Raw genomic sequence first — 25,939 nt, 5'->3', positions numbered from 1 at the left:
TACAAGCTACAAGCTACAAGCTTCTGGCTTGCAGCTTGTAGCTAAAAACTTATAACCCTCTGCTTGCCACCGTAGTTCCAAGCAGAGCCTTGGCGGGCGCGGCGCTGAACTGAATCAACGCCACCCCTGCGATCAGCATCAGTACCCCGAGCAGGCGGGGGGCGGTCAGTTGTCGCTCCACCAAGCCAAACAAGCCAAACAAGCCAAAGTGATCGAGCAACAACGAGGCGAGGATTTGCCCAGTCATGGCCAGGGCGATAAACCCCGATGCCCCGAGTTTGGGCAAAAGCACCAGGGCCAGGGAGATAAAACACACGCCGAATGCCCCTCCGGTCCACATCCACAGCGGTGCCTTGCTGATAAAACCGAGGCTGGGCAGCGGCAACCGTAACGCCAGGATCACCGGCAACAACACCAGGATACTCACCAGCAGCGAAGCCAGGGTTGCCCACAACGGATGCCCGAGGCCGCGCCCGAGGTTGGCATTGATCGCGCTTTGAAACGGCACCACCGCCCCGGCAAGCACCGCCAACAGTAACAAGCCCAGCCAATGCAACGTACTCATGATCCATCTCCCAAAGGTTTTGCTGGACTGTACGGTATTCGTCGCGCAGATTTAAATGCCAAGTTCTTATGTTGAACATGCATGCTATGAATGATCTGCGCCGCATCGACCTCAACCTGTTGGTGATCCTTGACGCCTTGCTCAGCGAGCAGCACGTCACCCGCGCCGCCGAGCGTCTGCATCTGAGCCAGCCGGCGGTCAGCCATGCGCTGGCACGCTTGCGTGACCTGCTGGACGACCCGTTGTTGGTGCGCCAGGGGGGCGGCCTGGTTGCCACCGCTCGCGCATTGGAGCTGGCGGCGCCGCTGGCCGATGCGTTGGCCCAGGTGCAGTCGTTGCTGGCGCCGAACCGTTTCGACCCGGCGTCGGCCAGGCGCACGTTTCGCCTGGCCATGTCCGATTACGGCGCGGCGCTGCTGTTGCCCGGGCTGGCGAGGGCGCTGCGCGAGCAGGCGCCGGGGATTGACCTGGTCATCTCCCACGCCAGTCGCGAAGGTATGCAGGAAGGGGTGCTCAGTGGCGAGATCGATCTGGCGGCCGGGGTGTTTCCCGACCTGCCGGCCGAGCTGCGCAGCACACCGTTGTTCGAGGAGCACTATGCCTGCCTGGTCGACCGCGACAGCTTGCCCCCAGGTGGCGTGCTCGACTTGCCCACCTACCTGGCGCGGCCCCATGTGCTGTTGGAAATGCGCGGCAGTGGCACCCCGGAAATCGAACGGGCCCTGACCGCGATCCGTGAGCGGCGCCATGTGGCGATCAGCCTGCCGCATTGGGGCATCGCGCCGCAGTTGATCCAGGGCACCGACCTGATTCTCACCGTGTCTTCACAAGGGCTGCTCAATATCGATCCCCGGCACCTGCTGGTGGTGCCGCCGCCGTTTTATATCCCGTCCTTCGGTTTTGTCTTGGCCTGGCATAAACGCCGCGCTGGGGATGGCGCCTTGCAGTGGTTGATCGCTCAAGTGCAAGACGTGTTGGCCAAACCCGTGGCCTAGCATTGCAGTGCCGGGTGGATTGTGCACAATCGACGCGCCCCTCCTTTTTTGTCAGAGCGTGTTACCCATGACTTCATCATTGCTGTTTGCCGTGATTGCCTCGGGCTTTATCTATGGCATTACGCCGGGCCCCGGGGTGCTGGCGGTATTTGGCATCGGTGCAGCGCGCGGGCGTCGGGCCGGCGCGGGTTTTCTGTGCGGGCACCTATTGGGCGATGTGGTGTGGTGCAGCACCGCGTTGGTGGCGATTGTCGGTGCACGGGAAATCGGCAGCAGTGCATTTGATGTGCTGGGTGTGCTCAGTGCCCTGTATCTGTTTTGGCTGGGCATCCGCGCTATCCGCAGCCGTAGCCGCAGCGGTGACGCGCCTCAGGGTGCGGCGCGCCAGCCGTTCTGGCACGGCATCCTGTTTGGCCTGACCAACCCCAAGGCGTACCCGGTGGCCGTGGCCACGTTCACTGCGCTGCTGTCGAGCCGGGCCGAATTGCTGACCTGGGGCATGTTGCCGTGGCTGATTGTCTTGAGCTTTGTCGGTGGCCTGCTGGCCTATGCCATCTTGATCGGCATCGTCGGCGCCCGCCAAGTGCGTACCGTGTATCAGCGCCATGAAGTACTGATCACCAAGCTGTGTGGCGTGATGTTTATCGGCTTTGCCATCAATGCTTTGGCCCATGCGTTGCCAGGCTTGCTGGGCAGTAAAACGACCTGAGCGACGACGACCGTTCGTCGCACTGGCAAGTTTTTTCTAAACCTTTGCCGCCCTGAAAATTCAGATTCAGGGCGGGGCTCGTTCCCCGGCCTGTATTTATGACCTGGAGGAACCCATCATGAGCCGCATGGCTATCCGGTTACGCACCGCCACTTTCGCGATGCTGCTGGGCCTCGGCGCCAGCAATGCCTTGGCCCAAGGGCCGGCCGAATTCATCGAGCAAGCCTCGGCCAAGGGCATGGCCGATATCGAAACCAGCCGCATGGCCCACGCCAAGACCTCGTCCCAGGAAATCAAGGACTACACCATCGAGGTCATCAATGAACGCACCCTGGCCAATCAGCATTTGGCGGCCATTGCGAAAAAACTCGACCTGCCGGTGGCGCCACGCGAGCAGATCGCCGACCAGGCCGAAACCCTGATGCCGCAGCTGACCGACGGTGACTCCTTCGACGCCGCCTACACCGCCCAGCAGGTCAAGGCCAACGAAGAGGCCATTGCGCTGTTCAAGCAGGAAGGTGCAGCGTCGGACATCCCCGAAATCAAGGCGCTGGTCGACGAAACCCTGCCCAAGCTGGAAACCCGCCTGGAAAAAGCCCGGGCGCTGGCTTCGTCTTATGGCAAGAGCCGTAACGGCGACGGTTGAGCGCTGGCCCTTTCATGAACACGGCGGTTGGGGTTTGAGGGGGGGCACAGATTTTCTCCGCGCTCTGCGCCTGGTGGTGCACGTCATCACGCAGAACTTTCTCCAACAGCCCAGGCGATGCGAATGTATAGAGTGTGACCGTGGCGGCATGTTGAGATTTCTTTTTACATCTCTTGGGCCCAATCCCGATGAAGAGGTGGGCCCACCATTTACGGGGTCATCAAAACAGCGACCGTGAGGCCTCGCCATCTTCCAGGCTCAGCAAATACTGCTTGGCTTCAAGCCCACCGGCAAACCCGGTCAGCCCGCCCGACGCACCAATCACCCGATGGCAGGGGGCGATGATTGAAATGGGATTGCGCCCGTTCGCCGCGCCTACCGCCCGCACGGCTTTCGGGTTGCCGATCTGCTGGGCGATCTGGCTGTAGGTGCGGGTTTCACCGAAAGGGATGGTCAACAGTGCGGCCCAGACTTTTTTCTGGAACTCGGTGCCGGCAAAGTCCAGTTCCAGCTCGAAGCGGTCGCGGGTACCGGCAAAATACTCGTTCAACTGGCGTTCGGCCTCCAACAGCACCGGGCTGTGGTTGACCTCTACCAACTCGCCCAGGCGCACACGGTTAGCGCGCTCGGTTTCCCACAAGATGGCGGCGAGCTTGCCATTGCGGGAAACCAGGGTCAGTTCGCCGACGGGAGAGGGCATGAGTTTATATTCACACGGCATGAGCGGGCTCCTTGTTGGGTGGATCATTGACCGGGTAGGGCAGCACTTTAGCGCTCATCGCCTTGGGGTGAACTACGTTTCTTGCGGTCAAATTCGGCGGTATTACCGTTCTTGTTGCAACACCTTCAGCGCAGCCGAAGCGAGAAACCCCGAGCGGCTTTTTTCTTCTGGGTGATGCAGCACATACTCATCGATGCGGTTGAGCAAATAGCCAGGCAGCGTGATGTTGAGTTTTTGCGCCTTGCCCAGGTATTTGGTCACATCAATATCCACCACCGCCCAGGTGCAGCCGGCGTACAGGGGGTTGGCCGCGTGGAGCGTGACCTTTTGCGCGCTGGGAATCGGCGCACCGTCCTCCGCCAGAAGCTCGAAATGACCTTCTATGGCCTCCCGCGCCATGGCCATGGCGTCGTCCAGATCATCGCCGGCAGAGAAGCAACCAGGGATGTCGGGGACTTCTACGCCCCAGGCGTGGTGGTCGTCGCCGGTTGAAATTGCAATTGGATACAGCATGTGCGTTGTCCTCCACGGACTTTTTAACTGAGCAGGGCCTGTTTCAAAATACTCTTGGCGGTCTTGTCCAGCAGGTCTTTGCGGGGATGGGGAATGGTCACCAGCCCGGGCTTGGTGGGATGCTTGAAGTGATGATGACTGCCCCTGACGCGCACCAGGTACCAGCCATCTGCGACGATATGGCCTATCAAGTATCGGCTATCCACATCACCTCCTTGTGGTGTGTTGGTAGTGACTATAACCACTAAATTAAAATTATCAACACTCTACCCACCAACAAAACAGGGCAGGTGGTGCAAGCAGTGTATGAGCACGGGGCGAGGCTGCAGGACGCAGGTATTGCGAGGTTTTACTGGGCTAAACCTGCTAGGACTCCCACAAGAGGCCTCGGTGTTCTGTAGTGGTCGCTGTGGCCTACCGCTACGGCGCGCTCTCTATCAAATTTGTCGGCACACATAAGCAGTACGCCGCCGTTGACGCAGATGCTGTTGAAATGGAGTAACCCATGAACATTCGACCCATTCATACCGAACAGGATTACCAAGAAGCGCTAAAGGCTGTCTCGCCGCTGTTCGATAATGAACCAGAGCCAGGGACTCCTGAAGGGGATTACCTTGAGGTAATGATTACGCTGATCGAGGCTTACGAAGCGAAGCACTTTCCGGTTGACCTGCCCAGTCCGGTAGATGCTATACGTTTCAGGATGGAGCAGTCCGGTTTGTCAGCGACAGATCTTGTGCCTGCCATCGGGCGGAAGAATCGGGTTTATGAGGTGTTGAACGGGAAGCGGGCTCTTACGCTGCCGATGATTTGGAAACTGCATGAGATGTTTGGGATTCCGGCGGAAAGTTTGATTAAACCGCTAAAAACTCTGTAGCACTGAGCTAGTTTTATCCGCTGAAAAATCCGGGCTCCCCATAAGAGCACCGGATTTTTATGCCTGCCATTCCTGGTTGACCGAAGTAGGCGACCGCGACGGCTTTTTCAACAACCCGAATAGGGTGGGCGTCTGACCGTAAAGTTCTGGAAACCCGGACGATGGCAATAATCAGAGTTGTTATAGGTTTATTGAATGATTTTCGCCTCTGTAATTATGATATCGGTTACGGGGACATCTGAGTACATCGATTTTTTACCCGTTCTGGTTTTTTGAATTTCGTCTACTACGCTTTGTCCTTCTGTAACTTCGCCAAAAACGGCGTAGCCCCAGCCCTGTGGTGTGCTAGAAGAGTAGTTGAGGAAGCTATTGTTTGAGAAATTAATAAAAAATTGAGCAGCGGCTGAGTCGGGGTTTTGGGTACGTGCCATGGCAACTGTATACATATCGTTTTTTAATCCGTTGTTCGCCTCATTTTTTATTGGTGCATTAGTCGGTTTTTGAATCATGTTCGGTTCATAGCCTCCGCCTTGAGCCATAAAGCCACTAATTACCCTGTGGAAGATTGTTCCGTTGTAGTGGCCGTTTTTAACGTAATCTAAAAAGCTATTTACTGAGATAGGAGCTTTTTCGTCGAACAACGTTATGGTTATTTCACCAAGGGTGGTTGTAAGTTTGACTTTGCTCATTTCGTTCACCTTGTTTGTACAGAATTTAGGAGTTACTACCTGATTGGGGTTAAGTGCTGTAGGCCTCAATTTTTTGATGTTTCATCAAGTGGCTGACGTCGTTTTAGTCGTATTTGATGTCTGATTTTTCGCCGATTATTTTTTATAAAATACTGTTAGAAATAACAGTTCCGACGAATGGTTGGTTTTAACTATGGCTATCAACACCGATGCCCAACTGCTGGAGCCGGGTGATGCCGTTCGCTTGTACGAAGTCGACTCCACCCACCTGGGAGGCGACGTGATGCGCTTTCACGGCCATATGCAGAATGGCACGATCATCTGGCAGGGACAGGCCTACGACCCTATCAGCACTGGAACCAAGGGCTTGGATCTGAACGGCGATGGCCGTCCTGCCTTGCCACCCCGCCCTTTGCAGTCACCGATGCAGTGCCTGTCGCCACCAGCTCCGGCGGGTTTACGGAGAAGAGAGAGCCGAACTTGGCCGAGTGTTTGCTCAACGAATTGTCAGAATTGCCGAGGAGGGGGATGAGGGATTGATTGTGTTGGCGGGTGTCAGGCATACGTACGAGCAATCAGTGAGTGTGGTTCGATCTAACTCCACTCTACAAACCGCTATACAAAAAATTCCAGACTGAAAAGACAAGCGGCGGAATGCTAGGGAACATGCAGAATCGCTGAAAGCCCCGTACCGCCTGGGTTGGTCGCCGATGTAAAAACGTGGGGGGATAAGGCGGAAAAACGAGAGAAAACAAAAGTGGAGCGGGTAGAGGGAATCGAACCCTCAACTAAAGCTTGGGAAGCTTTCGTTTTGCCACTAAACTATACCCGCTCAGAGCGGCTGACTTTGTACCAGATGTGCGCGGCAATTTGAAGTTTTTCTTTGAAAAATGTGCAAGTTGCGAACGTCAGCCGACGTTTGAGCCAGCCCTGGGGTGTCGCTCCAGGGCTTTGCTTTCAAATGGCAAACGCCTGCGGGGCCTGGCTCTGGTGATACCGCAGTCGGTTCACCGACTGTTGCGGTTGCAAAAAGCCCATCAATGCCTGCCGGCTGTCATTGCACGCGGCCTTGTGCTCCATGTCCAGGAAGTGCCCGGTGGCCTGGATGGTGCCGAAGCTGCTGTTGGCCACATGTTGCCCGAACAGCCGGGCATCCTCGGCGCTGGTGTATTCGTCCCACTCCCCATTCAAGAACAGGACCGGAATGTCGATCTGCCGTGCGGCCTTGAGGTAGCACTGGCGGTCGCTGTTGAGCACCTGGCTGATGTGGTAGTGCATCTGCCCGTATTCGTGCTCGGCCAGGGTGCTGACGTGCCGATAGTTGAAGCGCTTGAACAGCGGCGGCAGGTGTTTGCCGATGGTGCTGTTGACCAGGTGGCCGACGCTGTGGCGGTCGAGGTTGCCCAGGTAGTCGACGCCGCGCTCCAGGTAGTCGCGCATCGGTGCGTTGATCACCGGGGAGAATGAGCTGATGACGGCTTTCTCCACGCGGCGAGGGCGCTGGGACAGGGCGACGAGGGTGGCGACGCCGCCCCAGGAAAACGACAGCACATGCTCGGCGGCGAAGTGCTCGATGAGTTCCAGGAGGATCTGGCCTTCAATGTCCTTCGTCAGCATTTTCTCATGGCGATTGTGGGTTTTGGAGCGACCGGCGTAGGGCTGATCGTACAAAACCACATTAAATTGCGGGTACAGGCTTTTCACGGTCTGGGCGAAAGACGCAGTGGTGGCCATGGAGCCGTTGACCAGGATGATGGTCTTTTGAGCAGCCTGCGCGCGATAGAACTCCGTGTAAACCCGATACTGCCCCTGTATATCCAGCACAGCGATTTCTGGCCTCATGTCGTAAGACTCCTGGCAAGCGGGTGGTGCGCGCAGATCACTCTGCACGAGTTTTGTGACAGGTAGGCATACGCCTGGAAAGGAGGCCCATGTCGGTCCGATGAGGCTGGCCGACGGCTGTTGTTATGGCAGGCAAGGTGTTTCTTGGAGGGTAGAGTGACTCACCAGTCAGATTACGGCTGGCGTTTTGATTCAAGCAGGAGGCGGGCCAGGTCGCCCGTTTCACCCTGGGGTTTTGGCGATCACCGGCTGAGCGGTCATATCTGCTGGATTTCGGCGTCGGTCAGCGGCCGGTACTGGCCGGGGGCGAGCTGTTCATCCAGCACCAGCGGCCCCATGCGTTCGCGGTGCAGGCGCGTCACCTTGTTGTCGAAGTGCCCGAACATGCGCTTGACCTGGTGATAACGCCCTTCAATGATGCTCAGGCGCGCGCTTTTGGGGCTCAGCACTTGCAGGTCGGCCGGTTGGGTGGTCAGGTCCTCGAAGGCGAAGTACAGGCCGGCGCTGAATGTTGCGGCGTAATCCGGGCCGATCTCTTGCTCGGTCTCGACGTAGTAGACCTTGGGCAGCTTGGTCCGAGGCTGGGTCAGGCGTCGCGACCACTGGCCATCATTGGTGATCAGCAACAGGCCGGTGGTGTTGAAGTCCAGGCGGCCGGCGATATGCAGGTCGCCCTTGTCCGGTTCATCCAGCAGGTCGAGGACGGTGGGGTGTTGCGCGTCGAGGGTGGCACTCACGCAGCCTGGCGGCTTGTGCAGCATGAAATAGCGTGCGGGTTTGCCTGCTTGCAGGGTTTGACCATCACACTCCACGCGGCTGAATTCGCGAACGTCATGGTGGGAGTCGGCAACCGGCAGCCCATCGACGTGGATCCGGCGCTCCGCCAGCAGCAGGCGCACTTGCTGGCGATTGAAACGGGGCAGGTTGCTGAGGAACCGGTCGAGACGCATTACCGGGCCTCGGCCTTGCGCAATTGCTCATCGACCTGGGCACAGCGTGGGCACAGGCAGGCCTTGTTGCGCAGTGCCTCGGGCAACGCCTCAAGCACCGCCGGGTCGATACTGACGTTGTAGCACCAGCAGGCCTGGTCGACGGTACGTGGGTCGGCCAGGGTGCAGTCGTTGCGGGCGCCACAGGCAGGGCAAAGTTGAGGTGTGGTCATCGGTCGGTTCAGGCGGTATCGGACAAGTCCCGGTGGAACCCGGTGTGCCTTGCACGATACAGCCAAGGCCCGCTATTGCAAACTGCCCAGGTACTGGCGCCAGCCGCCGAAGTGGCTGATGTCGAGTGCACCGGCGAGTCCGTAGGGTTCGCAGATAAAGCCGCTTTCCCAGCGCCCGTCGGCCAGTTGCACCTTGCCCAGGCCCAGGGGGGCGGGGATGCCGTGGACAAAGGAGCCCAGTTCGCTGCTGGGCATCTCCCAGACTTCGACTGCAATCGCCACGCCGCCTTGCGCCACTCTTAGCAGGCCGGGCCGGTAGGGGGGGCCGCCGGCGAGGGCAAAGAGTTGGTAGTGGGCTGCACTGTGGGTACGCTCCAACAGGCGTGCGCCACGCCGGGTCAGTTGCCCGTTGAGTGCCAGGCCTTCCAGGTGCGCACCGCAGACCACCAGGCGCGTACGGTCATGGCTGGCGGTGCCGGTTGCTGACGCAGCCGAGGCCTGCTGGCGCTGCAGCGCGTGCGCCACACTGAGCAGGTACTGATCGGTAAACGCCCGACCAAACAGTGTCACGCCCCAAGGCAAGCCGTTGTCCATAAAACCGCCGGGCACGGCGACGGCGGCGTAATCCAGCAGGTTCATGAAGTTGGTGTAGTAGCCCAGTTCGGCGTTGCGTAGCACGGGTTCTTCGTGCAACTCGTCGAGAGTCACGGGGCGGCCGATGGTCGGCGTCAACACGCAATCAAGGGTTTGCAGTGCCTGGTCGCACAGGGTCTTGAGCATTTGCAGGCGGTATTGGGCGCGGAAGGTGTCGACACCCGTGACGGCGGGTGCCTTGGCCAATACTGCACGAATCACCGGCAGGACTGCCTCAGGCTGGCACTCCATCAAATCGCCCGCGACGCTGTAGCGCTCCGCGACCCATGGCCCTTCATACAGCAGGCGGGCGGCTTCGAGGAACGGCGACAGGTCGAGGCTGACCGGCTCGCCACCCAAGGCGATCAGGCGGGAAATGGCTTGGCGAAACAGGCGCGGGCCTTGCTCGCAGCCGAAGAATTCAAGGTCCTGATCCCGTGGCACACCGAAACGAAAAGGCCGTGGCGCCCCAAAGGCCGAGGCATCATTCCAGGCAGGGTTACGGCGACTGTAGGCGTCCAGAGGGTCAAGCCTTGCGGTCAGCGCCAACAGGTGGCTGGCTTCCTGCGCCGTGTGGGTAAACGTGGTGACGCAATCCAGGGTGCGACATGCCGGCACCACCCCCGCTGTGGAGATCAGCCCTTTGGTGGCTTTGAGCCCTAGCAGATTGTTCAAGGCTGCCGGTACACGACCGGAGCCGGCAGTGTCGGTGCCCAAGGCAAAACTTGCCACGCCCAGCGCGACGGCCAGCGAAGACCCGGCACTGGAGCCGCCCGACGGATACTGCGCCAGCACACTGTTGGGGCAGGCGCCATACGGTGAGCGGCTGCCGTTGAGCCCTGTGGCGAACTGATCAAGATTGGTCTTGCCCAGTGGCACCGCACCGAGGGCGATCAACTGCTCGACGATGGTCGCCGAGCGCGACGGTGTATAGGCGAATGCCGGGCACGCCGCCGTGGTGGGCACACCGGCCAGGTCGATATTGTCCTTGATCGCAAATGGCACGCCGAACAGCGGCAGGTCGGCTATCGCCTGGCCCTCCAGTGCTCGCAGATAAGGTTCGAGTTCTGCAACGCTGAGCAGGTGGATAAACAGGTGATAGTCCGGGTTCAACTGTATGGCTTTTTCCCGCAGTTGCAGCAGCAATTGGCGCGGGGTGATGTCGCCACTCAGGTAAGCGCTGCGCAGGTTATCGAGTTGCAGATTCATGGCTTGTCCGCCTGTAGGAAAGTAGAGATCAGTCACGCTCCAGCACCACCACGCGTTGCCCGGCGCCGATACCACTGCCAGGTTGCACGGGGATTTCCCGCACTGTGCCGGCGAATGGCGCGAACACGGGGATTTCCATCTTCATTGATTCCAGCACGACCAGCACCGCACCGGCCGCGACGCGCTCGCCCGCCGTCACCTGGACCTGCCAGAGGTTGCCGGCGATGGGGCTGTCGATACTCGCTTGCTTGGCCTCAAGCGGTGTGTCTTCTGCCAGGGGGGAGGGGCGTTCCTCGCTGTCGAAATGTGCCTGGCCACTGGCGATCCAGCGCTCGCGCTCGGCGTTGAAGGCATGCTGTTGTTGTTCACGAAACGCACCAATGCTCTGGGCCTGCTGCGCCAGAAAGGCCTGGTAATCCGCCAGGTTCAACTGGCTGTGCTCGATGTTCAGTTCAAAACGCCCAAGCGGGAAGTCCCGACGAATCCTCAGCAGTTCTTCGCCACTGACCGGATAAAAGCGGATCTGGTCGAAGAAACGCAGCAACCAGGGCTTGCCGTCGAACGCCGCCACTTCGCGGTAGCGGTTCCACATTTGCAAGGTGCGCCCGACAAACTGATAACCACCGGGGCCTTCCATACCGTAGACGCACAGGTAGGCGCCGCCGATGCCCACGCTGTTTTCGGCGGTCCAGGTGCGCGCCGGGTTGTATTTGGTGGTCACCAGGCGATGGCGCGGATCCAGTGGCGTGGCGACCGGAGCACCGAGGTAAACGTCGCCCAGGCCCATCACCAGATAGTGGGCGTCGAACACAGTGCGGCGCACTTCATCAAGGTTGGCCAGGTCGTTGATACGGCGGATGAACTCAAGGTTGCTTGGGCACCAGGGCGCGTCCTTGCGCACGGTCGTCATGTATTTTTCGATGGCCAGTTGGCAGGCCGGATCGTCCCATGACAAGGGCAGATGAACGATGCGCGAGGGTACTTGCAGGTTGGGCGTGGCGCACACGGCATGCCATTGGCGGGTGATCAGGGGCAGCAGATCAGCCAGAGGCAGTTGCTCGGGCTGGTAGTGGATTTGCAGGGAACGAATGCCCGGTGTCAGGTCGATCACGCCGGGCAGGGATAGCGCTTGCAGCGCTTGCATCAGTGCGTGGGCACGAAAGCGCAGGACCAGGTCGAGCTCGGGCGCGCCGATTTCCAGGAGCAGGTGCGTGTCGCCGGCGAGACGGGCGACGAGGCGGGTGTCGTCTTTGCCAATATCCACAACCACAGGTGAGGCGATCAAGTGTGGGGGTACGTTCGGTTTCCACGGTTGATCCCAGTCCCGGGCGAGATCGCGGGCGGTCTTGAGATCGATGGGGGTGAACTGGAGTGTGTCACCGGCCTTGAGCTGGCCCAATTGCCAAAGGTCCGCTTCGATCACCGTCACCGGGCATACGAACCCACCCAGGCTCGGGCCATCCGGCCCCAGGATCACCGGCATGTCACCGGTAAAGTCCACTGCCCCGATGGCGTAGGGGTTGTCGTGGATATTGGAGGGATGCAAACCCGCTTCACCGCCATCCGTACGCGCCCACAGCGGCTTGGGCCCGATCAGCCGCACGCCGGTGCGGCTGGAGTTGAAGTGCACTTCCCAACGGGTGACGAAGAAGGTGTCGATGTACTCCGGCTTGAAGTATTCCGGTGCACCATGGGGGCCGTAGATCACCCGCAGTGTGCGAACGTGGGCAAGTGGTTGTGGCTGCAACGTCTGGCCGGCACTGGTATCGAGCAGCGGTGACAGATGCAACACATCGCCGGCGCGCAACGCCCGCCCGCCATGACCGCCAAACTGCCCAAGGGTAAACGTGCTTTTACTGCCCAGGTAGTCGGGCACTTGCAGGCCACCACGCAGGCACAGGTAGCTGCGGGCTCCTGCGCCAGTGAGCATGCCCAGGCTTAGGGTGGCGCCGGCGGGGATCAACAAGGCAGTGTTCATCGGCACGCTTTGATCGTTCAGCAACAGCGTGATGGGAGCCCCGGTCACGGCCACCACCGCCGTGCAGTTGAAACGCAACAGCGGCCCGCTCATGGTGATTTCCAGTGCGGCGGCACCGTCTTCGTTGCCCAGCAAGCGATTGCCCAGGCGCAGTGCACGGCTGTCCATCGGGCCTGACGGTGGTACACCGACGGCCCAGTAGCCGAGGCGGCCGGGATAGTCCTGGACACTGGTTTGCGTACCGGGGCTTAGCACCTCAAAGGTATCGGCGTGGTAGACCAGGTCTTCCAGGCAGCGGGTCCATGGCTGGCCGCTGACAAAAGGGGCGGCCGAGAGGATTTGGCGCAGGTAATCGCGGTTGGTTTCCACGCCGTACAGTTGGCTGTCGCCCAGGGCCTGGTGCAGATCCAGGCGTGCCTGTTCACGGGTCGGTGCCCAGGCAATGAGCTTGGCGATCATGGGGTCGAAATAAGGCGGGATCTCACAACCGGCTTCGACCCAGGTGTCGATCCGCAGACCTTCGGCGCAGGGGAAGTCGACTTGGGTCAAGAGCCCCGGGCTCGGTTGGAAATCCCGACCAGGATCCTCTGCGTACAGGCGGGCCTGAATCGCATGCCCCTGGGGTTTGAGCACCAGTGTGTGCAGGGGGGGTAACTCTCCCGCCGCCAATTGCACCATCCAGCGCACCAGATCCACGCCCCATACCTGTTCGGTGACGCCATGTTCTACCTGCAAGCGGGTGTTCACTTCCAGGAAGTAGAAGCGCCCGTCGGCGCGATCAAAGATAAATTCCACCGTGCCGGCGCTGCGGTAGTTCACGGCTTTGGCCAGGCTGATGGCCGCCGAACACAAGGCGTCGGCCAGGCCCTCGGGCAGGTTCGGCGCCGGGGTTTCTTCGAGGACTTTCTGGTTGCGCCGTTGTACGGAGCAGTCGCGCACGCCCAAGGCGATAACCTCACCCGCGCCGTCACCAAATACCTGGACTTCCAGATGGCGGGCCTGCTGGATGTATTTCTCGATAAACACGCCGGCGTTGCTGAAGTTGTTCTGCCCCAGCCGTTTGACCGCGTCAAAGGACTCGCTCAACTCCGCGGCGTCGCGACAGACCCGCATGCCGATGCCACCGCCACCGGCGGTGCTCTTGAGCATGACCGGATAGCCCACGCGCTCACCGGCCAGCAGCGCGGCCTCCAGGCTGTCGAGCAGCTCAGTGCCTTCCAGCAGCGGGACCCTGTGTTGCTTGGCCAGGGCGCGGGCCGTGTGTTTGAGGCCGAACACACGCAGTTGCTGTGGGGTTGGCCCGACAAAGGCAATACCCGCGTTTTCGCAGGCCTCGGCAAAGGCGGCATTTTCTGCAAGAAACCCATAGCCCGGATGAATCGCGGTGGCCCCGCAGGCCTTGGCGGCGGCGAGGATTTTCTCCACCGACAGGTAGGTGCCTGGTGCCGCCCCGTCGCCCAGGCTATAAGCCTCATCAGCCTGCTGGATATGCAGGCTGGTGGCATCGGCTTGGGAATAGACGGCAATGCCTTCGACCTGCAGGTCACGCAAGGTGCGCAGGATACGGCAGGCGATAGCGCCACGGTTGGCGATCAAGAGTTTTTTGAACATGGCTAAACCCCACAGGCTGACAACGGCTCAGCCTTGTCCTGGGATGCGGGCCGTCCCGCACAGTGGGCGTGGCGCCAGGGTCGTCCATGGCGCAGATTCCAGGGCTTCAGGGTTTTTGCAGGCACTGCCCGCTTCGGGACTGGCACAGGGCAAAAAACCATCTACGCAGGCGCTTGAGTTTCAGTTCCATACCAGTAGCTCCGCAGGGGTGGGGTTGTAGGCGTTGCAGGGGTTGTTCAGTTGTGGGCAGTTGGAGATCAGCACAATCACGTCCATTTCTGCGCGCAGGTCGACGTACTTGCCGGGGGCGCTGATGCCGTCTTCAAAGGTCAGGCCGCCGTCGGCGGTAACCGGCACATTCATGAAAAAATTGATGTTCGGCCCAATGTCTTTTTTGCCCAGGCGCCCGTCATGGGCACAGGCCCGCAGGTAGTTGTCGCGACAACTGTGCATGTAGCGTTTTTCCAGGGCGTAGCGCACGGTGTTGCTCTCCTGGGCGCAGGCTCCGCCGAGGGTGTCGTGGCGCCCGCAGGTGTCATCGACGATGGTCAGCATTGGCTGGCCGAGGTTGGAATACAGCACGCTGCCGGTGCCCAGGTAGATGTTGTTTTGCCGGCGCAGAGTGCGTTGCACGTCATAGCGTTCCCTGGGGTTTTTCAGGCTGTAGAACAGGGTGTCGACCGCCTGGTTGCCCTCCAGATCAAGGATGCGCAAGGTCTGTCCGGCCTTGACCTCCATCAGCCAGGGTTCGCCGGCGGGAATGGTTGCACGGTAGATCGCGGTGTCCGGTTGTTTGGCAAGTGCAATAGACATGGCTGGGCCTCAGGCGAACAGACGGTCAGTGTTGATAAAACCGCGCTCGTTTTCCGGGCGCGAAGTGCGGCAGTGCTCGGCGACGCTTTTATCGGCGTTCATCCAGCTCAGTTTCAAAGGTTGTGGTGCGTAGTCAGGGTTGGGGTCCATCGGATGTTGCAGGGCGGTGAGCACCACCAGAGTGTCCATCGGCGCGTAGAGTTCGATGTAGTCGCCAGCCTTGGCGTTGCCCGGTACAAAGTGCAGGCCACCGTCGCCGTCCACGCGGACTCTGCTGAACAGGTTGAGGGTCATCAACAGGTCGCAAAGCCCCAGGCCCCATTTGCCCAGTTCCACCAGCAGGTTGTCGGTGCCGTTGCGCAAGAAGCCGTTACGCCGTTCCTGGAAGCGGCCCTGGCCATACTTTTCGGCCACTTCCGAGGCGCAGAGCACGCCGCCGATGCTGTCGCTCCAGCCGCAGGTATCGGCGGTGATAGCAGCCAGTACGCGGCCCATGTCCGAGTACAGGCAGTGGCCGGCAGTGAGCTTGGCGGTGTGTTGGCATTTGAGGCTGTCGGGCAGGTTCAGCCGTTCGGTTTTTTCATTGGCATTAAGCAGGGTCAGGCTGACATTGGCGCCACCGCGAATATCGGTCAGGCGCAGCAGTTGGCCACGCTTGAGCACGAAGGAACGGTGGCCGCCGCCGGGCAGCATTTCTTCGGCGAACGGTGGAAACAGTTGAGTGGCATCGATCATTGGCAAGTCGCTCCAAGTTCGGCGGCGAGTGCCTTGCGACGCTCGCTGTTCAAGGGAATGTCATAGGTGATACGGGCGCCATAGGCGCCGGGGGCGTGGGGGTCGACGCGCACCTTGTCAAAGACCAGAAGGCGTGTGCCGAGGCTGAAGCCCTCGCTGAGGTCGTGGGTGACCATGAACACCGTCAGCCGGGTTTCACGCCACAGCTCCAGCAGCAACTGATGCATGTCTTTGCGAATGCCCGGGTCGAGAGCGCCGAAGGGTTCGTCCAGCAGCAACACACGGGGCTTCATGATCAGGGCCTGGGCAATGGCGAGGCGTTGTTGCATGCCGCCGGACAGCTGTGCCGGGTACTTGTCCAGGGCGTGGCCGAGACCGACTTTGTGCAGCAACGCGGCGGCCTGTTCGCGGGCGGCTTTTCTGGCGTTGCCAAACAGCCGCCCCAGCCATGCGGACTTCGGTAGTTCGAGGCCCAGGGTGACATTGTCGAGCACGCTCAAATGGGCAAACACCGAATAGCGTTGAAATACCACGCCACGGCTGGCATCGGGCTCGGCGGCGAGGGCTTGGCCGTCCAGCAGGATCTCGCCTCGGCTGGCGGTTTCCTGTCCGAGCAACAAGCGCAAAAAGGTCGATTTGCCGCAGCCCGAAGTGCCGACCAAGGTGCAGAACTCCCCCTCGGCAACCTGCAGATTGAGGCCTTCGAGCACCACCTGCTCGCCGTAGCGCTGCCACACGTTGTTGACGCTGATAAAGCTCATGCCCGTGCTCCTTCATACCAGGGAAATGCACGCCGGGTCAGGGCCTTGAGACCCCAGTCCATCAGCCACGCCAGCAGGGTGATCCACACCACGTACGGCAGAATCACATCCATGGCCAGATAGCGGCGTACCAGGAAGATCCGATAGCCCAGGCCGTCGGTGGACGCGATGGCCTCGGCGGCGATCAGAAATAGCCACGCCGACCCCAGCATCAGGCGCAAGGAGATCAGCAGGCGAGGCAGCAACTGCGGCAGCACCACTCGCAGCATCAGGGTCCAGGTCGAGGCGCCGAGGGTTTGTGCCTTGACCAGCAACTCGACGGGTATTTCCCGCGCTCGTTGCTCCAGGTCACGGGCCAGGCAGGGGGTAATGCCGATCACGATCAGCATTACTTTCGACAGCTCCCCGAGGCCAAACGCGATGAACAAAATCGGCAGGATCGCCAAGGGCGGCACCATCGACAGTACCGTCAGCAAGGGAGACAGCGGTGCCCCGAACAATGGCAAGGTGCCAGCGGCCATGCCCAGGCACAGGCCGGCGAGGGCGCTGATGCCCAGGCCGATGGCCAGGCGGCGCAGGCTTGCAGCGCTGTCTTGCCACAGCAGGTATTCGCCGGTGCGGGTGTCAGCGGTGAAGGCCAGGCGCTTCACCGCATCACTCATTTGCCCGGCACTGGGCAGCAATTTGTCGTTGGGGTTTTCGGCCAGGCGCTCGGCCGAGCCCACGAAATAGGCAAGCAACAGCAGGGCGAACGGCAACAGCACCAACAACAGGCGGCTGGAACGATCCGGATGACGATTGATCAGGCGCATGGCCGTGTCCTCTTACAGCGTGCCGTCGGCGGCCATCTGCACGTAGCCGGGGTCGAAATGCAGCTTGAGGTTGGCGATGTCGCCGCGGGTCACGCCGTTGGCGAAGCTCATGCCTACGGCGTTGGTGTCCCGGGCACCTTCGCCGAGCAGGCCGTGTGCAAAGGAGAACTCGGCGACTTTGCCCATGGTCGCTGGCAACTGCGCACTGGTGGCGAAGTCGAGCGCCTCTCTGGGGGTGGCGAACAGTTTGGTCGTGCCCAGTTGTGCCTGGAACCCCTTGAGGTCGGTACCGGACGCCTTGGCCATGTGTTCAAGGGCGCTGGTGCCGGCTGCGGTCTGGGCATTCATCAGCGCCACCACTTCAAACCAGGCACCGGTCAGAGCCTTGCCCAGGGCGGGGTTGTCTTTGAGTACCTGGGTGTTGACCACCATCATGTCCATGATTTCGCCAGGCACTTTGCTGGAGTCGAAGACTTGGCTGGTCCCGGGCTTGGCCTTGATCTCAGACAACATCGGGTTCCAGGTGGTGACGGCTTGTACCTGATCGGTGTTGAAGGCTGCGGCAATATCAGCGTCGGAGGTATTCACCACTTTCAGCTCTTTTTCGCTCAGACCGGCCGAGTCCAGGGCCCGTGCCAGCAGGTAGTGGGAGACAGAGAGCTCCACCAGGTTGACGTGCATGCCCTTGAGGTCGGCGACGGTTTTGCCTTGGCCTTTGATCACCACGCCGTCGTTGCCGTTGGAGAAGTCGCTGACCACCAGCGCGGTGCTCTCGACACCGCCGGCAGCGGGGATGGTCAGGGCATCCATGTTGGTCATGGTGCAACCGTCGAACTGGCCGGCGGTGTATTGGTTGATGGATTCGACGTAGTCGTTGAGTTGCACCATATCGATCTTGATAGCGTACTTCTTTGCCCACTTGTCGAGGATGCCTTGGCTGCCGGCGTACTCCCAGGGCATCCAGCCGGCGTAAAGGGTCCAGCACACGCTGAAGTGGTCTTTGGGCGCAGCCGGGGCCTGCATACTCATCAGGACAGTGAAGGCTGCGGCGAGCAAGGTGGGTAGACGTATCGAAGGCATGGATGCTTCTCCAGTTGATCAAGGGCGGACAGGAACAACGCGGCACCGTGAACGGTGGCTTGTCTCCCGGGCTTTTATCCCGCCGTGTAACCTCAACTGGAGGTCGCCAACTCTCGGACCAGCCACTCGCACATGCGAGCCGGAACCCTAGTCGGCCATTGCAAATTGTGGTGCCGCGAACCTGTGATGACTCCTGCACGGGAAGAGGTAAAGCGAGAGTCGTGCCAAGTCAGGCAACGGCCGTTTTATAAGGGGCGCGTGGCGGGGGAGTGGGGGGCAGGGCGCTGTTGTGCGTGGTCGTGGTGCGCGATTGCACTGTGATGGCGCGAACGGTTGCTTGATGTACATGTATCAATCTATGTCCAAATCGCACCAGATTTGGTTTTCGATGTCTGATCCTTTGTCATTCAGTGAAAGCTGTTTGTCGCCTCCCAGCGTCGCTGGGGTGTGCTCTTCCGCGGTCGAGGAGGCCGCCATGTATCGTCGAATGCTCCTTATCGCTGTGCTCGGCCTGACCCTTTCTGCCTGCGTGCCTTATTACGATGGAGGCTCCCGCTACTACCGATCCGAAGTCTATACCGCGCCGGCGCCGGTCTATTACTACGGCGGTGGCCCGTCTTACCAGTACCGGCGCGGCTATTATGCCCCGCCGCCACGTTACTACCCGGCGCCGCGTTATTACCAGCCGGCGCCCCGTTACTATCAAGCCGGACCAAGGGCGGGCTACCGTCCACATCCCAGCCAGGGGTGGGGTGATCATCGAAGTTACGGTGGTCACGGTCGAGGCGATGGCCGTGGCGGTGATCATGGCCGGGGGCGTGGCGGGCACCGGTAATCAGCTTTCCTTGAAACGGCGCGAAATGCGCCGTTTTTTTGGGGTGTGCGTCTGTCGGCACTGTCATATTTCACAGCTATCTTAAAGGCTCTTCTAGGACTTTACTGAGCGGCAGTACCTCAGTCTCTCAACGGAACGACACATGATTGCCCGGGCACTTTTTTTATTTTTGCTGGGGAGTTGTGCCATTGCTCAGGGTAGCGAGCAATTGGGTTGCCCATACCCTTCGTCGATCAAATTCCGGGATGGCCATTTCCAAAGCGAAAATGGCCAATGGAAAAGCCTCAAAGTGGAGGCGGCAAGCTTTTTGGACCGGTTTGTCGGGGCGGTTTTTGTTCCGCTCGAGGGGCAACAGCGCCAACAAGGCTATGTGGAGTATTGCCTTTACAAGGCGGGCAATAACCAATGGGTCAACCTGAGGTTCCAGGCGCCTGAACGCCACTTCAGTATGTCACTGACCGATTCCCTGCACTGGGTCCCGGCCCGGGGGCCTTTTGAGCAGGACATCTACCTGTGCACGGACAGCCAGCCCGACAACTGTTCGTTCACGCTCAAACGCTCAAAGTCCTGGCCCGGCCGCTGACTGCGGCCTGTCATAAATCAGACAGGTCTGCCAGCGGATGCCGTCCTTCCCAGGCCTTGTGAAAGTGGGCCTCGACCACGGCGTCGGGGATGTGGTTGATATCCGGCCAATGCCAGTGTGGCTGCTGGTCCTTGTCGATCAGGCGCGCGCGGACCCCTTCGCTGAATTCTGGATGCCGACAGCAATTGAGGCTTAGGGTGTACTCCATCTGGAAAACCTCTGACAGAGACAGGTGCCGTGCCCGTCGGATCTGCTCCCAGACCAGGTGCGCGGTCAGCGGGCAGCCCTCGCTCAGGGTCTTGCCGGCCCGGCTCAGCAGCGGGTCGCTATGCTCGCGCAGTTGGCTCAATGCCCGCCAGGCGCCGCGCACATCGCCGACATCCAGCCATTCGTCGATCTGCGGGCGTCGCGGTAGCCACTGTGGCTCGGGCTGCTGGCTGGCCGCTTCCTGGACCAGGGCCTTGAACAGGCTGTTGAGCTGCATCGCGGTCTGTTCTTGCCAGTTCAATTGCAACAGGCCCTCAAGCATTTCGTCCTGTTGCTCATCGCGCAGGAAGCGGTCGGCCAGGCCCAGGTCCAGGGCATCGCGACCATTCATATGGGCGCCGGTGAGGCCCAGGAACAGGCCGAGTTTGCCGGGCAGGCGCGAAAGAAACCAACTGGCGCCGACATCCGGGTACAGGCCGATGCTGATTTCCGGCATGGCCAGGCGGCTGCTCGGGGTGACGATGCGCAGGCTGGCGCTTTGCAGCAAGCCCATGCCACCGCCCAGCACATAGCCATGGCCCCAGCAAATCAGTGGCTTGGGGTAGGTGTGCAGGTGATAGTCGAGACGATACTCGGCGGCAAAGAACTGCGCGGCCAAGGTGGGCACTTCACCCGGGTGCTCACGGCAGGCCTGGGCCAGGCTGCGCACTTCGCCGCCAGCGCAAAACGCCTTGGCGCCGTTGCCACGCAGCAGCACACAGACGATTTGCGGGTCCTTGGCCCAGCTGTCCAGGCGCTCGTGCAGGGCCAGGATCATCGGCAAGGAGAGGGCATTGAGGGATGCTTGCGCGTCCAGGCTGGCGATACAGATACGGGCACCGTCTGTGCCCGTGAGCTCTTCAAAGTGCAGATTCATCATGACCTCAATCGGTAAATTGAACGTTGAGTATGATCCCTTCGTGGGAAAGTGCCGGTTCTGCGTCAGATCAATTGACAAGTGGGGTGGGCTTTCCTAGGGTTCGCCCATTCTTTTTTACATGATGCTTTTCTGATGACTGCCGACGACCGTATCAAACTCGAACCGAGCTGGAAACACGCCCTGCGCGAGGAGTTCGAGCAGCCGTACATGAACGAGCTGCGCGAGTTCCTGCGCCAGGAGCACGCGGCGGGCAAGGAAATCTACCCGCCGGGCCCGCTGATCTTCAACGCACTCAACTCCACACCGCTGGACAAGGTCAAGGTGGTGATCCTCGGCCAGGACCCGTACCACGGCCCCGGCCAGGCCCATGGCCTGTGCTTCTCGGTGCAGCCGGGCGTGCCGGCGCCGCCGTCCTTGGTCAATATCTATAAAGAGCTCAAGCGCGACCTCAATATCGATATCCCCAGCCACGGCTGCCTGCAAAGCTGGGCTGACCAGGGCGTGTTGCTGCTCAACACCACCATGACCGTGGAGCGCGCCAATGCCAACGCCCATGCGGGCAAGGGCTGGCAGTTCTTTACCGACCGGGTGATCGAGGTGGTCAGTGAGCATCAGCCGCATTTGGTGTTCCTGCTGTGGGGCGCCCATGCCCAGGGCAAGCAGAAGCTGATCGATGCGACCAAGCACCTGGTGCTGACCTCGGTGCATCCATCGCCGTTGTCGGCGTATCGCGGGTTCTTGGGGTGTGGGCATTTCAGCCGGACCAACAAGTTTCTTGAGCAAAATGGCGAGACGCCGATCGAGTGGCGGTTGCCGCCTATCTAAGGCTCAACGCCAATGGGTGTGTGGGAGCGGGCTTGCTCGCTCCCACAGTAGAGAGGTGCCAGCTTTTAGACGGTGCCCGGCTGGCGGTTCCAGTGGCGGAATAATGGCTCTGCCAGGAACAACACAAACAACAGTCGCATCACCTGCATTGCCGTCACCAACGGCACCGACAGTTGCAGGGTCTGCGCCGTCAAACTCATCTCCGCAATCCCGCCGGGCATCATGCCCAGCGTCAGCGAACGCAGATCCAACTGCGTCAACGCACTCAAGCCCAGCGCCGCCAGGGTGGCGATCAACATGCTCAGCAGTGTGCCAATCACCGTACGGCCCATGAACGACGGCGCCCGGCGGAAGAACTGCCGGTTGAAGTGGCAACCCAGGCCGCTGCCGATCAACCATTGGCCGATTTGGCTGCCGCCGTCGGGCAGGCCGATGTGCAGATCCCAGGTGATACTGGCGATAGCGCTGACCAGCAACGGCCCGAACAACCAGGGGTTGGGTTGGCGCAGGCGCTGCCAACCCCAGGCGACCAGGGCGCCGACGGGAAACAACAGGGCCAGCCAGGCCCAATCCACGGGCGCCGGGTGAAACTGTGGCGCACCGCCGCCCAGCAAGTACTTGAAGATCGCCGGCACGCACAGCACCACCAGCAATACCCGCAGGCTCTGGCCAGCGGCTACGCGACTGAGCACTGCGCCATTGCGCGCGCCCAGGTTGACCATCTCGCCGGAACCGCCCGGCATGCTCGAAAAAAACGCGGTGGCGCGGTCTTCACCGCTGCGGCGCATCAGCCACACACCGACAATGCTTGACAGGCTGGTGACCAGCGCACCGAAGAAGATCAGGCCAAAGTGGCTCATCACCTGCTCGATCACCAACGGGGTGAAGTGCAGGCCGATGCCGATGCCTACCACCCATTGCCCGCATTTACGCCCGCCAGGAATCTCGGCCAACTGCCAAGGGGTGAGGCAACGCACCAGGATGATCGCCAGCAACGAGCCGACCATATACGGCAAAGGCCAGCCGATCAGGCTGGCCAGGTAACCGCCGGCCAGGCCGACCAGCGGTGTTCCCCACCAATGTCTGAGGCTAACCTCAGACATCGGCTACAGCACGACGCTGCAGGGCGCGCTTGCGCCAGATGCGCAGCAGCGGTACGAACAGCATGATTGCGGTCAGCACCCACACACCAAAGGTGATCGGGCTGGACCACAGGATCTCCAGCGCACCGTTGGAGATCGACAGCGCCCGACGCAGGTTCTGCTCCATCAGGCCGCCGAGGATAAAGCCCAGCAGCAGTGGCGACAGCGGGAAATCCAGCTTGCGCAGGATATAGCCGAAGATGCCGATGCCGATCATCAGGAACAGATCGAAGGTGGTGGCGTGGACCGCGTAGACGCCAATCGCGGTGATGATGGCAATCACCGGCACCAGTGCCCAGTTCGGCACGGCAAGGATGCGCGTGAAGATACGGATCATCGGGATGTTGAGGACCACCAGCATGATGTTGGCGATAAACAGCGAAGCGATCAGGCCCCAGACAATGTCCGGTTGTTGTTGGAACAGCAGCGGGCCAGGTGTGATGTTGTACAGCGACAGGGCGCCGATCATCACTGCCGTGGTGCCCGAGCCTGGAACGCCCAGGGTCAGCATTGGCACCATGGCGCCGCAGACTGAAGCGCCAATGGCGGTTTCCGGGGCGGCCAGGCCGCGCATGTCGCCCTGGCCGAACTTGCCACTGGCGCCGGCGATACGTTTCTCGGTCATGTAGGCCACGGCCGAGGCCATGGTCGCACCGGCACCGGGCAGCACGCCGATGATAAAGCCCGAGATGCCGCAACGTATGTTCACCGTCAACACCGACAAGGCTTCCTTGACGTTGAACATCATGCGTCCGGTAGCTTTCACGGCTTCCTGGCCGCGGTGGGTTTTTTCCAGGAGCAGGAGGATTTCACTGATAGAGAACAGGCCCAGTACCAGGACCACGAACTGGATGCCGTCCGTCAGGTGAATATTGTCGCCAGTGAAGCGGTACACGCCACTGTTGGCGTCGATACCCACCGCCGACAGGAACAGGCCGATCAGCGCTGCGACAAAGGTTTTCAGCGGTTTGTCACCGGCCATGCCGCCCAGGCAGACAATCGCAAACACCATCAGGACGAAATATTCCGCCGGGCCGAAGGCTATCGCCCATTTGGCCAGCAGCGGTGCGAACAGCACCATGCCGCAGGTGGCGATAAACGCACCGATGAACGAACTCCAGGCCGACAACGACAACGCTACACCGGCCATGCCTTTACGGGCCATCGGGTAGCCGTCGAGGGTGGTCATCACGGTGGAGGCTTCGCCCGGGATGTTCAGCAGGATCGAGCTGATCCGCCCGCCATATTCGCAGCCCAGGTACACCGCTGCCAGCAGGATCAGCGCCGACTCGGGCGGCAGGCCCAGGGCGAACGCGATGGGGATCAACAAGGCCACGCCATTGATCGGCCCCAGGCCTGGCAACAGCCCAACCACGGTGCCGATCAGGGTGCCGATCAGTGCGGTCACCAGGTTATAGGGGCTCAGCGCGACGCCGAAACCCTGGCCCAAATAGCCAAAAGTATCCATATCAGTTCTCCAGAACGTCGAGCAGACCGAGGGGCAGCGGCACGTCCATGGTTTTATCGAACAGCAGATAAAGACCGACGCTCATCAAGGTGATGACCACCGCACTGGGCAGCCAGCGGCCGCCATACAGCCGTGCCATCGGAATACCGATCAGCATGCTGCTGAGCATGAAACCCAGGGGTTCAAACGTGGCGGCAAACACCAGCAGCAAGACCACGCAGATCCCGATCTTGACCAGGGTCGGGCGGTCCAGCGCCGGTTCATCTTCAGTATGTTTGGTGGGTTGCGGACGAATCAGCATGTAGATCAGCGCCAGGCCCATCAGCCCGAGCAGCAGCAGCGGGAACGCCCGGGGTCCTACGGGTTCGTAGGAAAAGGCCGCCTGATAGGGCCAGGCCATCAGCGCCAGGCCGATGCAGACCAACAACATCACGCCAGCGAAAATGCGTTGTAAGAGCATAGGGGGACTCCTTTGCGACTCGTGTAGGCGCTAGCTTGCTCACGAAGAACGCCAGGACATCGCGTGTATCCAGGCAGCACGCGTCCTCGTTGCAGTTTTTCGCGAGCAAGCCCGCTCCCACAGAGGGGCGATTACTGGATCAGGCCGAACTCTTTGGCCAGCACTTTGTAGTCAGCCACCTGTTTCTTCACGTAGGTGTCCAGCTCCTGGCCGGTCATGGCGAACGGGAACAGCTCGCGCTGGTCGCGCAGCTTGGCGAAGTCCTCGGAGGCCAGCAGTTTGTCGAACGCGGCTTTCCACCAGGCGTAGTCTTCATCGCTGACTTTTGGCCCGAGGTAGAAACCACGCACCACCGGCCAGACGATGTCGTAGCCTTGCTCCTTGGCCGTCGGGATATCCTTCATTTCCGGCTCGTCCAGGCGCTGCTCGGAGAACACCGCCAGCAGGCGCATATCACCACTCTGGATATGTGGCATGGAGTCGGAGATATCGGTACTGCCGACCTGGATATGCCCGCCGAGCAGGGCGGTGGCGATTTCACCGCCGCCTTCGAGGGCCACGTAACGCAGGTCACGCGGGTTGATCCCGGCGGCCTTGGCGATCAGTGCGGTTTGCATCCAGTCCTGGCTGCCGACGGTGCCGCCGGAGCCGATCACCACTTTGCTCGGATCTTTCTTCAGGGCCTGGACCAGGTCGTCGAGGCTCTTGTAGGGCGAGTCGGATTTGACCGCAATCGCGCCATAACTGGTGCCGACGGCGGCCAGCCATTTCACGGCGCTCTCATCAAAACGCCCGAACTTGCCCTGGGCCAGGTTCAGCAGCGAACCGCTGGACCAGGCCACCAGCGTGCCGGCATCGGCGGGGCGCTGGGCCACGACGGCGTTGTAGGCCACCGCCCCGACGCCGCCGGGCATGTAGGTCACGCGCATCGGCTTGCTCAGCAGCTTTTCGTTGATCAGTGCGCTTTGCACCAGCTTGCAGGTCAGGTCAAAACCACCGCCGGGGGAGGCCGGTGCGATGCATTCCGGGCGCTTGGGTTCTTCGGCGGCCAGCAGTTGACCGGCAAACAGCATGCAGCCGGCGGCCAGGGCAAATTTACGCAGGGATGAAGACATGAGGAACTCCGTCATTGTTGTTATTGGGGAGATG

28 protein-coding genes, 1 tRNA gene, 1 pseudogene and 1 riboswitch are annotated in these 25,939 nt (G+C 60.7%); of the genes and pseudogenes, 9 read left to right on the top strand and 21 right to left on the bottom strand.

The window, feature by feature from the left end:
• Positions 1-49: 49 nt before the first annotated feature.
• Entirely contained in the window at positions 50-565 is a 516-nt protein-coding gene (locus tag BLL38_RS10675) for a DMT family transporter (RefSeq protein ID WP_076962543.1), read from the bottom strand.
• A gap of 77 nt (positions 566-642) precedes the next feature.
• Here BLL38_RS10675 and BLL38_RS10670 point away from each other — a divergent pair, with 77 nt between their 5' ends.
• The 3 genes from BLL38_RS10670 to BLL38_RS10660 all read left to right on the top strand — a co-directional run bounded on the left by BLL38_RS10670 (position 643) and on the right by BLL38_RS10660 (position 2,915).
• Positions 643-1,560 carry a LysR family transcriptional regulator gene (locus BLL38_RS10670; RefSeq protein WP_413469189.1) on the top strand — a complete coding sequence of 306 codons (918 nt, stop codon included), beginning with the start codon at positions 643-645 and terminating at the stop codon, positions 1,558-1,560.
• Between the two features lie 67 nt (positions 1,561-1,627).
• Complete coding sequence (locus BLL38_RS10665) at positions 1,628-2,269, top strand: LysE family translocator (protein WP_076962541.1); 642 nt, start codon at positions 1,628-1,630, stop codon at positions 2,267-2,269.
• Between the two features lie 118 nt (positions 2,270-2,387).
• Positions 2,388-2,915, top strand: coding sequence for a DUF4142 domain-containing protein (locus tag BLL38_RS10660; RefSeq protein WP_076962540.1), 528 nt, complete (start codon positions 2,388-2,390; stop codon positions 2,913-2,915).
• A 220-nt stretch (positions 2,916-3,135) separates the two neighbouring features.
• Here BLL38_RS10660 and BLL38_RS10655 read toward each other — a convergent pair whose 3' ends face one another.
• From BLL38_RS10655 to BLL38_RS10645, 3 genes are all read right to left on the bottom strand, one after another.
• Positions 3,136-3,636, bottom strand: coding sequence for a methylated-DNA--[protein]-cysteine S-methyltransferase (locus BLL38_RS10655; RefSeq protein WP_076962539.1), 501 nt, complete (start codon positions 3,634-3,636; stop codon positions 3,136-3,138).
• Positions 3,637-3,738: 102 nt separating this feature from the next.
• Positions 3,739-4,149, bottom strand: coding sequence for a type II toxin-antitoxin system HicB family antitoxin (locus BLL38_RS10650; RefSeq protein WP_076962538.1), 411 nt, complete (start codon positions 4,147-4,149; stop codon positions 3,739-3,741).
• Between the two features lie 23 nt (positions 4,150-4,172).
• The gene (locus BLL38_RS10645) at positions 4,173-4,355 is read right to left on the bottom strand and encodes a type II toxin-antitoxin system HicA family toxin (protein ID WP_076962537.1); all 183 of its coding nucleotides are present in this window, start codon (positions 4,353-4,355) and stop codon (positions 4,173-4,175) included.
• Between the two features lie 191 nt (positions 4,356-4,546).
• On the opposite strand from BLL38_RS10645, the pseudogene BLL38_RS10640 reads away from it, so the two are divergent.
• Positions 4,547-4,651, top strand: a pseudogene (locus BLL38_RS10640) (type II toxin-antitoxin system HigB family toxin); the annotation flags it as partial.
• Positions 4,652-4,654: 3 nt separating this feature from the next.
• A complete protein-coding gene (locus tag BLL38_RS10635) occupies positions 4,655-5,026 on the top strand; it encodes a helix-turn-helix domain-containing protein (protein WP_076962536.1) in 372 nt (123 codons plus the stop codon).
• 188 nt (positions 5,027-5,214) lie between these two features.
• Here the strand turns inward: BLL38_RS10635 and BLL38_RS10630 are convergent, their stop codons facing one another.
• Positions 5,215-5,715 (bottom strand): peptidylprolyl isomerase, encoded by a 501-nt coding sequence (locus tag BLL38_RS10630; RefSeq protein WP_076962535.1) that lies wholly within the window; start codon positions 5,713-5,715, stop codon positions 5,215-5,217.
• Positions 5,716-5,908: 193 nt separating this feature from the next.
• Between BLL38_RS10630 and BLL38_RS30475 the strand changes: the two genes are divergently transcribed.
• On the top strand, positions 5,909-6,247 hold the full coding sequence (locus tag BLL38_RS30475) for a phage minor tail protein L (protein ID WP_130898243.1): 339 nt from the start codon (positions 5,909-5,911) through the stop codon (positions 6,245-6,247).
• Positions 6,248-6,473: 226 nt separating this feature from the next.
• Here BLL38_RS30475 and BLL38_RS10625 read toward each other — a convergent pair.
• From BLL38_RS10625 to BLL38_RS10575, 11 genes are all read right to left on the bottom strand, one after another.
• A tRNA-Gly gene (locus BLL38_RS10625) sits at positions 6,474-6,547 on the bottom strand.
• A gap of 125 nt (positions 6,548-6,672) precedes the next feature.
• Positions 6,673-7,557 carry an alpha/beta fold hydrolase gene (locus BLL38_RS10620; RefSeq protein ID WP_076962534.1) on the bottom strand — a complete coding sequence of 295 codons (885 nt, stop codon included), beginning with the start codon at positions 7,555-7,557 and terminating at the stop codon, positions 6,673-6,675.
• 257 nt (positions 7,558-7,814) lie between these two features.
• Positions 7,815-8,507, bottom strand: a complete 693-nt coding sequence (locus BLL38_RS10615) for a 16S rRNA pseudouridine(516) synthase (RefSeq protein WP_076962533.1) — start codon at positions 8,505-8,507, stop codon at positions 7,815-7,817.
• On the bottom strand, positions 8,507-8,719 hold the full coding sequence (locus BLL38_RS10610) for a cysteine-rich CWC family protein (RefSeq protein WP_076962532.1): 213 nt from the start codon (positions 8,717-8,719) through the stop codon (positions 8,507-8,509). Before BLL38_RS10610 ends, BLL38_RS10615 begins: the two co-directional genes overlap by 1 nt.
• 72 nt (positions 8,720-8,791) lie before the next feature.
• Complete coding sequence (gene atzF / locus BLL38_RS10605) at positions 8,792-10,561, bottom strand: allophanate hydrolase (protein WP_076962531.1); 1,770 nt, start codon at positions 10,559-10,561, stop codon at positions 8,792-8,794.
• A 28-nt stretch (positions 10,562-10,589) separates the two neighbouring features.
• Entirely contained in the window at positions 10,590-14,150 is a 3,561-nt protein-coding gene (uca, locus tag BLL38_RS10600) for an urea carboxylase (protein ID WP_076962530.1), read from the bottom strand.
• Between the two features lie 180 nt (positions 14,151-14,330).
• Positions 14,331-14,963 (bottom strand): urea amidolyase associated protein UAAP2, encoded by a 633-nt coding sequence (locus BLL38_RS10595; RefSeq protein ID WP_038446620.1) that lies wholly within the window; start codon positions 14,961-14,963, stop codon positions 14,331-14,333.
• Between the two features lie 9 nt (positions 14,964-14,972).
• Complete coding sequence (locus BLL38_RS10590; protein WP_076962529.1) at positions 14,973-15,698, bottom strand: urea amidolyase associated protein UAAP1; 726 nt, start codon at positions 15,696-15,698, stop codon at positions 14,973-14,975.
• Positions 15,695-16,459, bottom strand: coding sequence for an ABC transporter ATP-binding protein (locus tag BLL38_RS10585; RefSeq protein WP_076962528.1), 765 nt, complete (start codon positions 16,457-16,459; stop codon positions 15,695-15,697). Before BLL38_RS10585 ends, BLL38_RS10590 begins: the two co-directional genes overlap by 4 nt.
• Positions 16,456-17,271, bottom strand: coding sequence for an ABC transporter permease (locus BLL38_RS10580; protein ID WP_076962527.1), 816 nt, complete (start codon positions 17,269-17,271; stop codon positions 16,456-16,458). The genes BLL38_RS10585 and BLL38_RS10580 overlap by 4 nt, the downstream gene beginning before the upstream one ends.
• A gap of 12 nt (positions 17,272-17,283) precedes the next feature.
• Positions 17,284-18,351, bottom strand: coding sequence for a putative urea ABC transporter substrate-binding protein (locus tag BLL38_RS10575; RefSeq protein WP_076962526.1), 1,068 nt, complete (start codon positions 18,349-18,351; stop codon positions 17,284-17,286).
• 61 nt (positions 18,352-18,412) lie between these two features.
• Positions 18,413-18,513: riboswitch (guanidine-I (ykkC/yxkD leader) on the bottom strand.
• 313 nt (positions 18,514-18,826) lie between these two features.
• Here BLL38_RS10575 and BLL38_RS10570 point away from each other — a divergent pair.
• Together BLL38_RS10570 and BLL38_RS10565 are read left to right on the top strand one after the other, a co-directional pair.
• Entirely contained in the window at positions 18,827-19,186 is a 360-nt protein-coding gene (locus BLL38_RS10570; protein WP_076962525.1) for a hypothetical protein, read from the top strand.
• 142 nt (positions 19,187-19,328) lie between these two features.
• A complete protein-coding gene (locus BLL38_RS10565) occupies positions 19,329-19,769 on the top strand; it encodes a DUF3757 domain-containing protein (RefSeq protein WP_076962524.1) in 441 nt (146 codons plus the stop codon).
• A gap of 10 nt (positions 19,770-19,779) precedes the next feature.
• On the opposite strand, the gene BLL38_RS10560 is transcribed toward BLL38_RS10565, so the two are convergent.
• Positions 19,780-20,892 (bottom strand): enoyl-CoA hydratase/isomerase family protein, encoded by a 1,113-nt coding sequence (locus BLL38_RS10560; protein ID WP_076962523.1) that lies wholly within the window; start codon positions 20,890-20,892, stop codon positions 19,780-19,782.
• 132 nt (positions 20,893-21,024) lie between these two features.
• Between BLL38_RS10560 and ung the strand changes: the two genes are divergently transcribed.
• Positions 21,025-21,720: a uracil-DNA glycosylase gene (ung, locus tag BLL38_RS10555; RefSeq protein WP_162493905.1), complete on the top strand. Its 696-nt coding sequence runs from the start codon at positions 21,025-21,027 to the stop codon at positions 21,718-21,720.
• A 65-nt stretch (positions 21,721-21,785) separates the two neighbouring features.
• On the opposite strand, the gene BLL38_RS10550 is transcribed toward ung, so the two are convergent.
• From BLL38_RS10550 to BLL38_RS10535, 4 genes are all read right to left on the bottom strand, one after another.
• On the bottom strand, positions 21,786-22,823 hold the full coding sequence (locus BLL38_RS10550; RefSeq protein WP_076962521.1) for an AbrB family transcriptional regulator: 1,038 nt from the start codon (positions 22,821-22,823) through the stop codon (positions 21,786-21,788).
• Positions 22,816-24,330 carry a tripartite tricarboxylate transporter permease gene (locus BLL38_RS10545; protein ID WP_076962520.1) on the bottom strand — a complete coding sequence of 505 codons (1,515 nt, stop codon included), beginning with the start codon at positions 24,328-24,330 and terminating at the stop codon, positions 22,816-22,818. Before BLL38_RS10545 ends, BLL38_RS10550 begins: the two co-directional genes overlap by 8 nt.
• Position 24,331: 1 nt before the next feature.
• A complete protein-coding gene (locus BLL38_RS10540) occupies positions 24,332-24,790 on the bottom strand; it encodes a tripartite tricarboxylate transporter TctB family protein (protein WP_076962519.1) in 459 nt (152 codons plus the stop codon).
• 131 nt (positions 24,791-24,921) lie between these two features.
• Positions 24,922-25,905, bottom strand: a complete 984-nt coding sequence (locus BLL38_RS10535) for a Bug family tripartite tricarboxylate transporter substrate binding protein (RefSeq protein WP_076962518.1) — start codon at positions 25,903-25,905, stop codon at positions 24,922-24,924.
• Between the last annotated feature and the right edge of the window lie 34 nt (positions 25,906-25,939).

Origin of the sequence: Pseudomonas gessardii (assembly GCF_001983165.1) — a bacterium.
GTDB classification, from domain to species: domain Bacteria; phylum Pseudomonadota; class Gammaproteobacteria; order Pseudomonadales; family Pseudomonadaceae; genus Aquipseudomonas; species Aquipseudomonas gessardii.
The sequence above is the reverse complement of the archived record's forward strand: the minus strand, read 5'-3'. Positions and strand labels throughout refer to the sequence as shown.

What these genes read in the sequence shown, in the direction of transcription:
- BLL38_RS10675 (WP_076962543.1), bottom strand. Translation starts at nt 565, where the DNA reads ATGAGTACGTTGCATTGGCTGGGCTTGTTACTGTTGGCGGTGCTTGCC.
- BLL38_RS10670 (WP_413469189.1), top strand. Translation starts at nt 643, where the DNA reads ATGCATGCTATGAATGATCTGCGCCGCATCGACCTCAACCTGTTGGTG.
- BLL38_RS10665 (WP_076962541.1), top strand. Translation starts at nt 1,628, where the DNA reads ATGACTTCATCATTGCTGTTTGCCGTGATTGCCTCGGGCTTTATCTAT.
- BLL38_RS10660 (WP_076962540.1), top strand. Translation starts at nt 2,388, where the DNA reads ATGAGCCGCATGGCTATCCGGTTACGCACCGCCACTTTCGCGATGCTG.
- BLL38_RS10655 (WP_076962539.1), bottom strand. Translation starts at nt 3,636, where the DNA reads ATGCCGTGTGAATATAAACTCATGCCCTCTCCCGTCGGCGAACTGACC.
- BLL38_RS10650 (WP_076962538.1), bottom strand. Translation starts at nt 4,149, where the DNA reads ATGCTGTATCCAATTGCAATTTCAACCGGCGACGACCACCACGCCTGG.
- BLL38_RS10635 (WP_076962536.1), top strand. Translation starts at nt 4,655, where the DNA reads ATGAACATTCGACCCATTCATACCGAACAGGATTACCAAGAAGCGCTA.
- BLL38_RS10630 (WP_076962535.1), bottom strand. Translation starts at nt 5,715, where the DNA reads ATGAGCAAAGTCAAACTTACAACCACCCTTGGTGAAATAACCATAACG.
- BLL38_RS30475 (WP_130898243.1), top strand. Translation starts at nt 5,909, where the DNA reads ATGGCTATCAACACCGATGCCCAACTGCTGGAGCCGGGTGATGCCGTT.
- BLL38_RS10620 (WP_076962534.1), bottom strand. Translation starts at nt 7,557, where the DNA reads ATGAGGCCAGAAATCGCTGTGCTGGATATACAGGGGCAGTATCGGGTT.
- BLL38_RS10615 (WP_076962533.1), bottom strand. Translation starts at nt 8,507, where the DNA reads ATGCGTCTCGACCGGTTCCTCAGCAACCTGCCCCGTTTCAATCGCCAG.
- BLL38_RS10610 (WP_076962532.1), bottom strand. Translation starts at nt 8,719, where the DNA reads ATGACCACACCTCAACTTTGCCCTGCCTGTGGCGCCCGCAACGACTGC.
- atzF (WP_076962531.1), bottom strand. Translation starts at nt 10,561, where the DNA reads ATGAATCTGCAACTCGATAACCTGCGCAGCGCTTACCTGAGTGGCGAC.
- uca (WP_076962530.1), bottom strand. Translation starts at nt 14,150, where the DNA reads ATGTTCAAAAAACTCTTGATCGCCAACCGTGGCGCTATCGCCTGCCGT.
- BLL38_RS10595 (WP_038446620.1), bottom strand. Translation starts at nt 14,963, where the DNA reads ATGTCTATTGCACTTGCCAAACAACCGGACACCGCGATCTACCGTGCA.
- BLL38_RS10590 (WP_076962529.1), bottom strand. Translation starts at nt 15,698, where the DNA reads ATGATCGATGCCACTCAACTGTTTCCACCGTTCGCCGAAGAAATGCTG.
- BLL38_RS10585 (WP_076962528.1), bottom strand. Translation starts at nt 16,459, where the DNA reads ATGAGCTTTATCAGCGTCAACAACGTGTGGCAGCGCTACGGCGAGCAG.
- BLL38_RS10580 (WP_076962527.1), bottom strand. Translation starts at nt 17,271, where the DNA reads ATGCGCCTGATCAATCGTCATCCGGATCGTTCCAGCCGCCTGTTGTTG.
- BLL38_RS10575 (WP_076962526.1), bottom strand. Translation starts at nt 18,351, where the DNA reads ATGCCTTCGATACGTCTACCCACCTTGCTCGCCGCAGCCTTCACTGTC.
- BLL38_RS10570 (WP_076962525.1), top strand. Translation starts at nt 18,827, where the DNA reads ATGTATCGTCGAATGCTCCTTATCGCTGTGCTCGGCCTGACCCTTTCT.
- BLL38_RS10565 (WP_076962524.1), top strand. Translation starts at nt 19,329, where the DNA reads ATGATTGCCCGGGCACTTTTTTTATTTTTGCTGGGGAGTTGTGCCATT.
- BLL38_RS10560 (WP_076962523.1), bottom strand. Translation starts at nt 20,892, where the DNA reads ATGAATCTGCACTTTGAAGAGCTCACGGGCACAGACGGTGCCCGTATC.
- BLL38_RS10550 (WP_076962521.1), bottom strand. Translation starts at nt 22,823, where the DNA reads ATGTCTGAGGTTAGCCTCAGACATTGGTGGGGAACACCGCTGGTCGGC.
- BLL38_RS10545 (WP_076962520.1), bottom strand. Translation starts at nt 24,330, where the DNA reads ATGGATACTTTTGGCTATTTGGGCCAGGGTTTCGGCGTCGCGCTGAGC.
- BLL38_RS10540 (WP_076962519.1), bottom strand. Translation starts at nt 24,790, where the DNA reads ATGCTCTTACAACGCATTTTCGCTGGCGTGATGTTGTTGGTCTGCATC.
- BLL38_RS10535 (WP_076962518.1), bottom strand. Translation starts at nt 25,905, where the DNA reads ATGTCTTCATCCCTGCGTAAATTTGCCCTGGCCGCCGGCTGCATGCTG.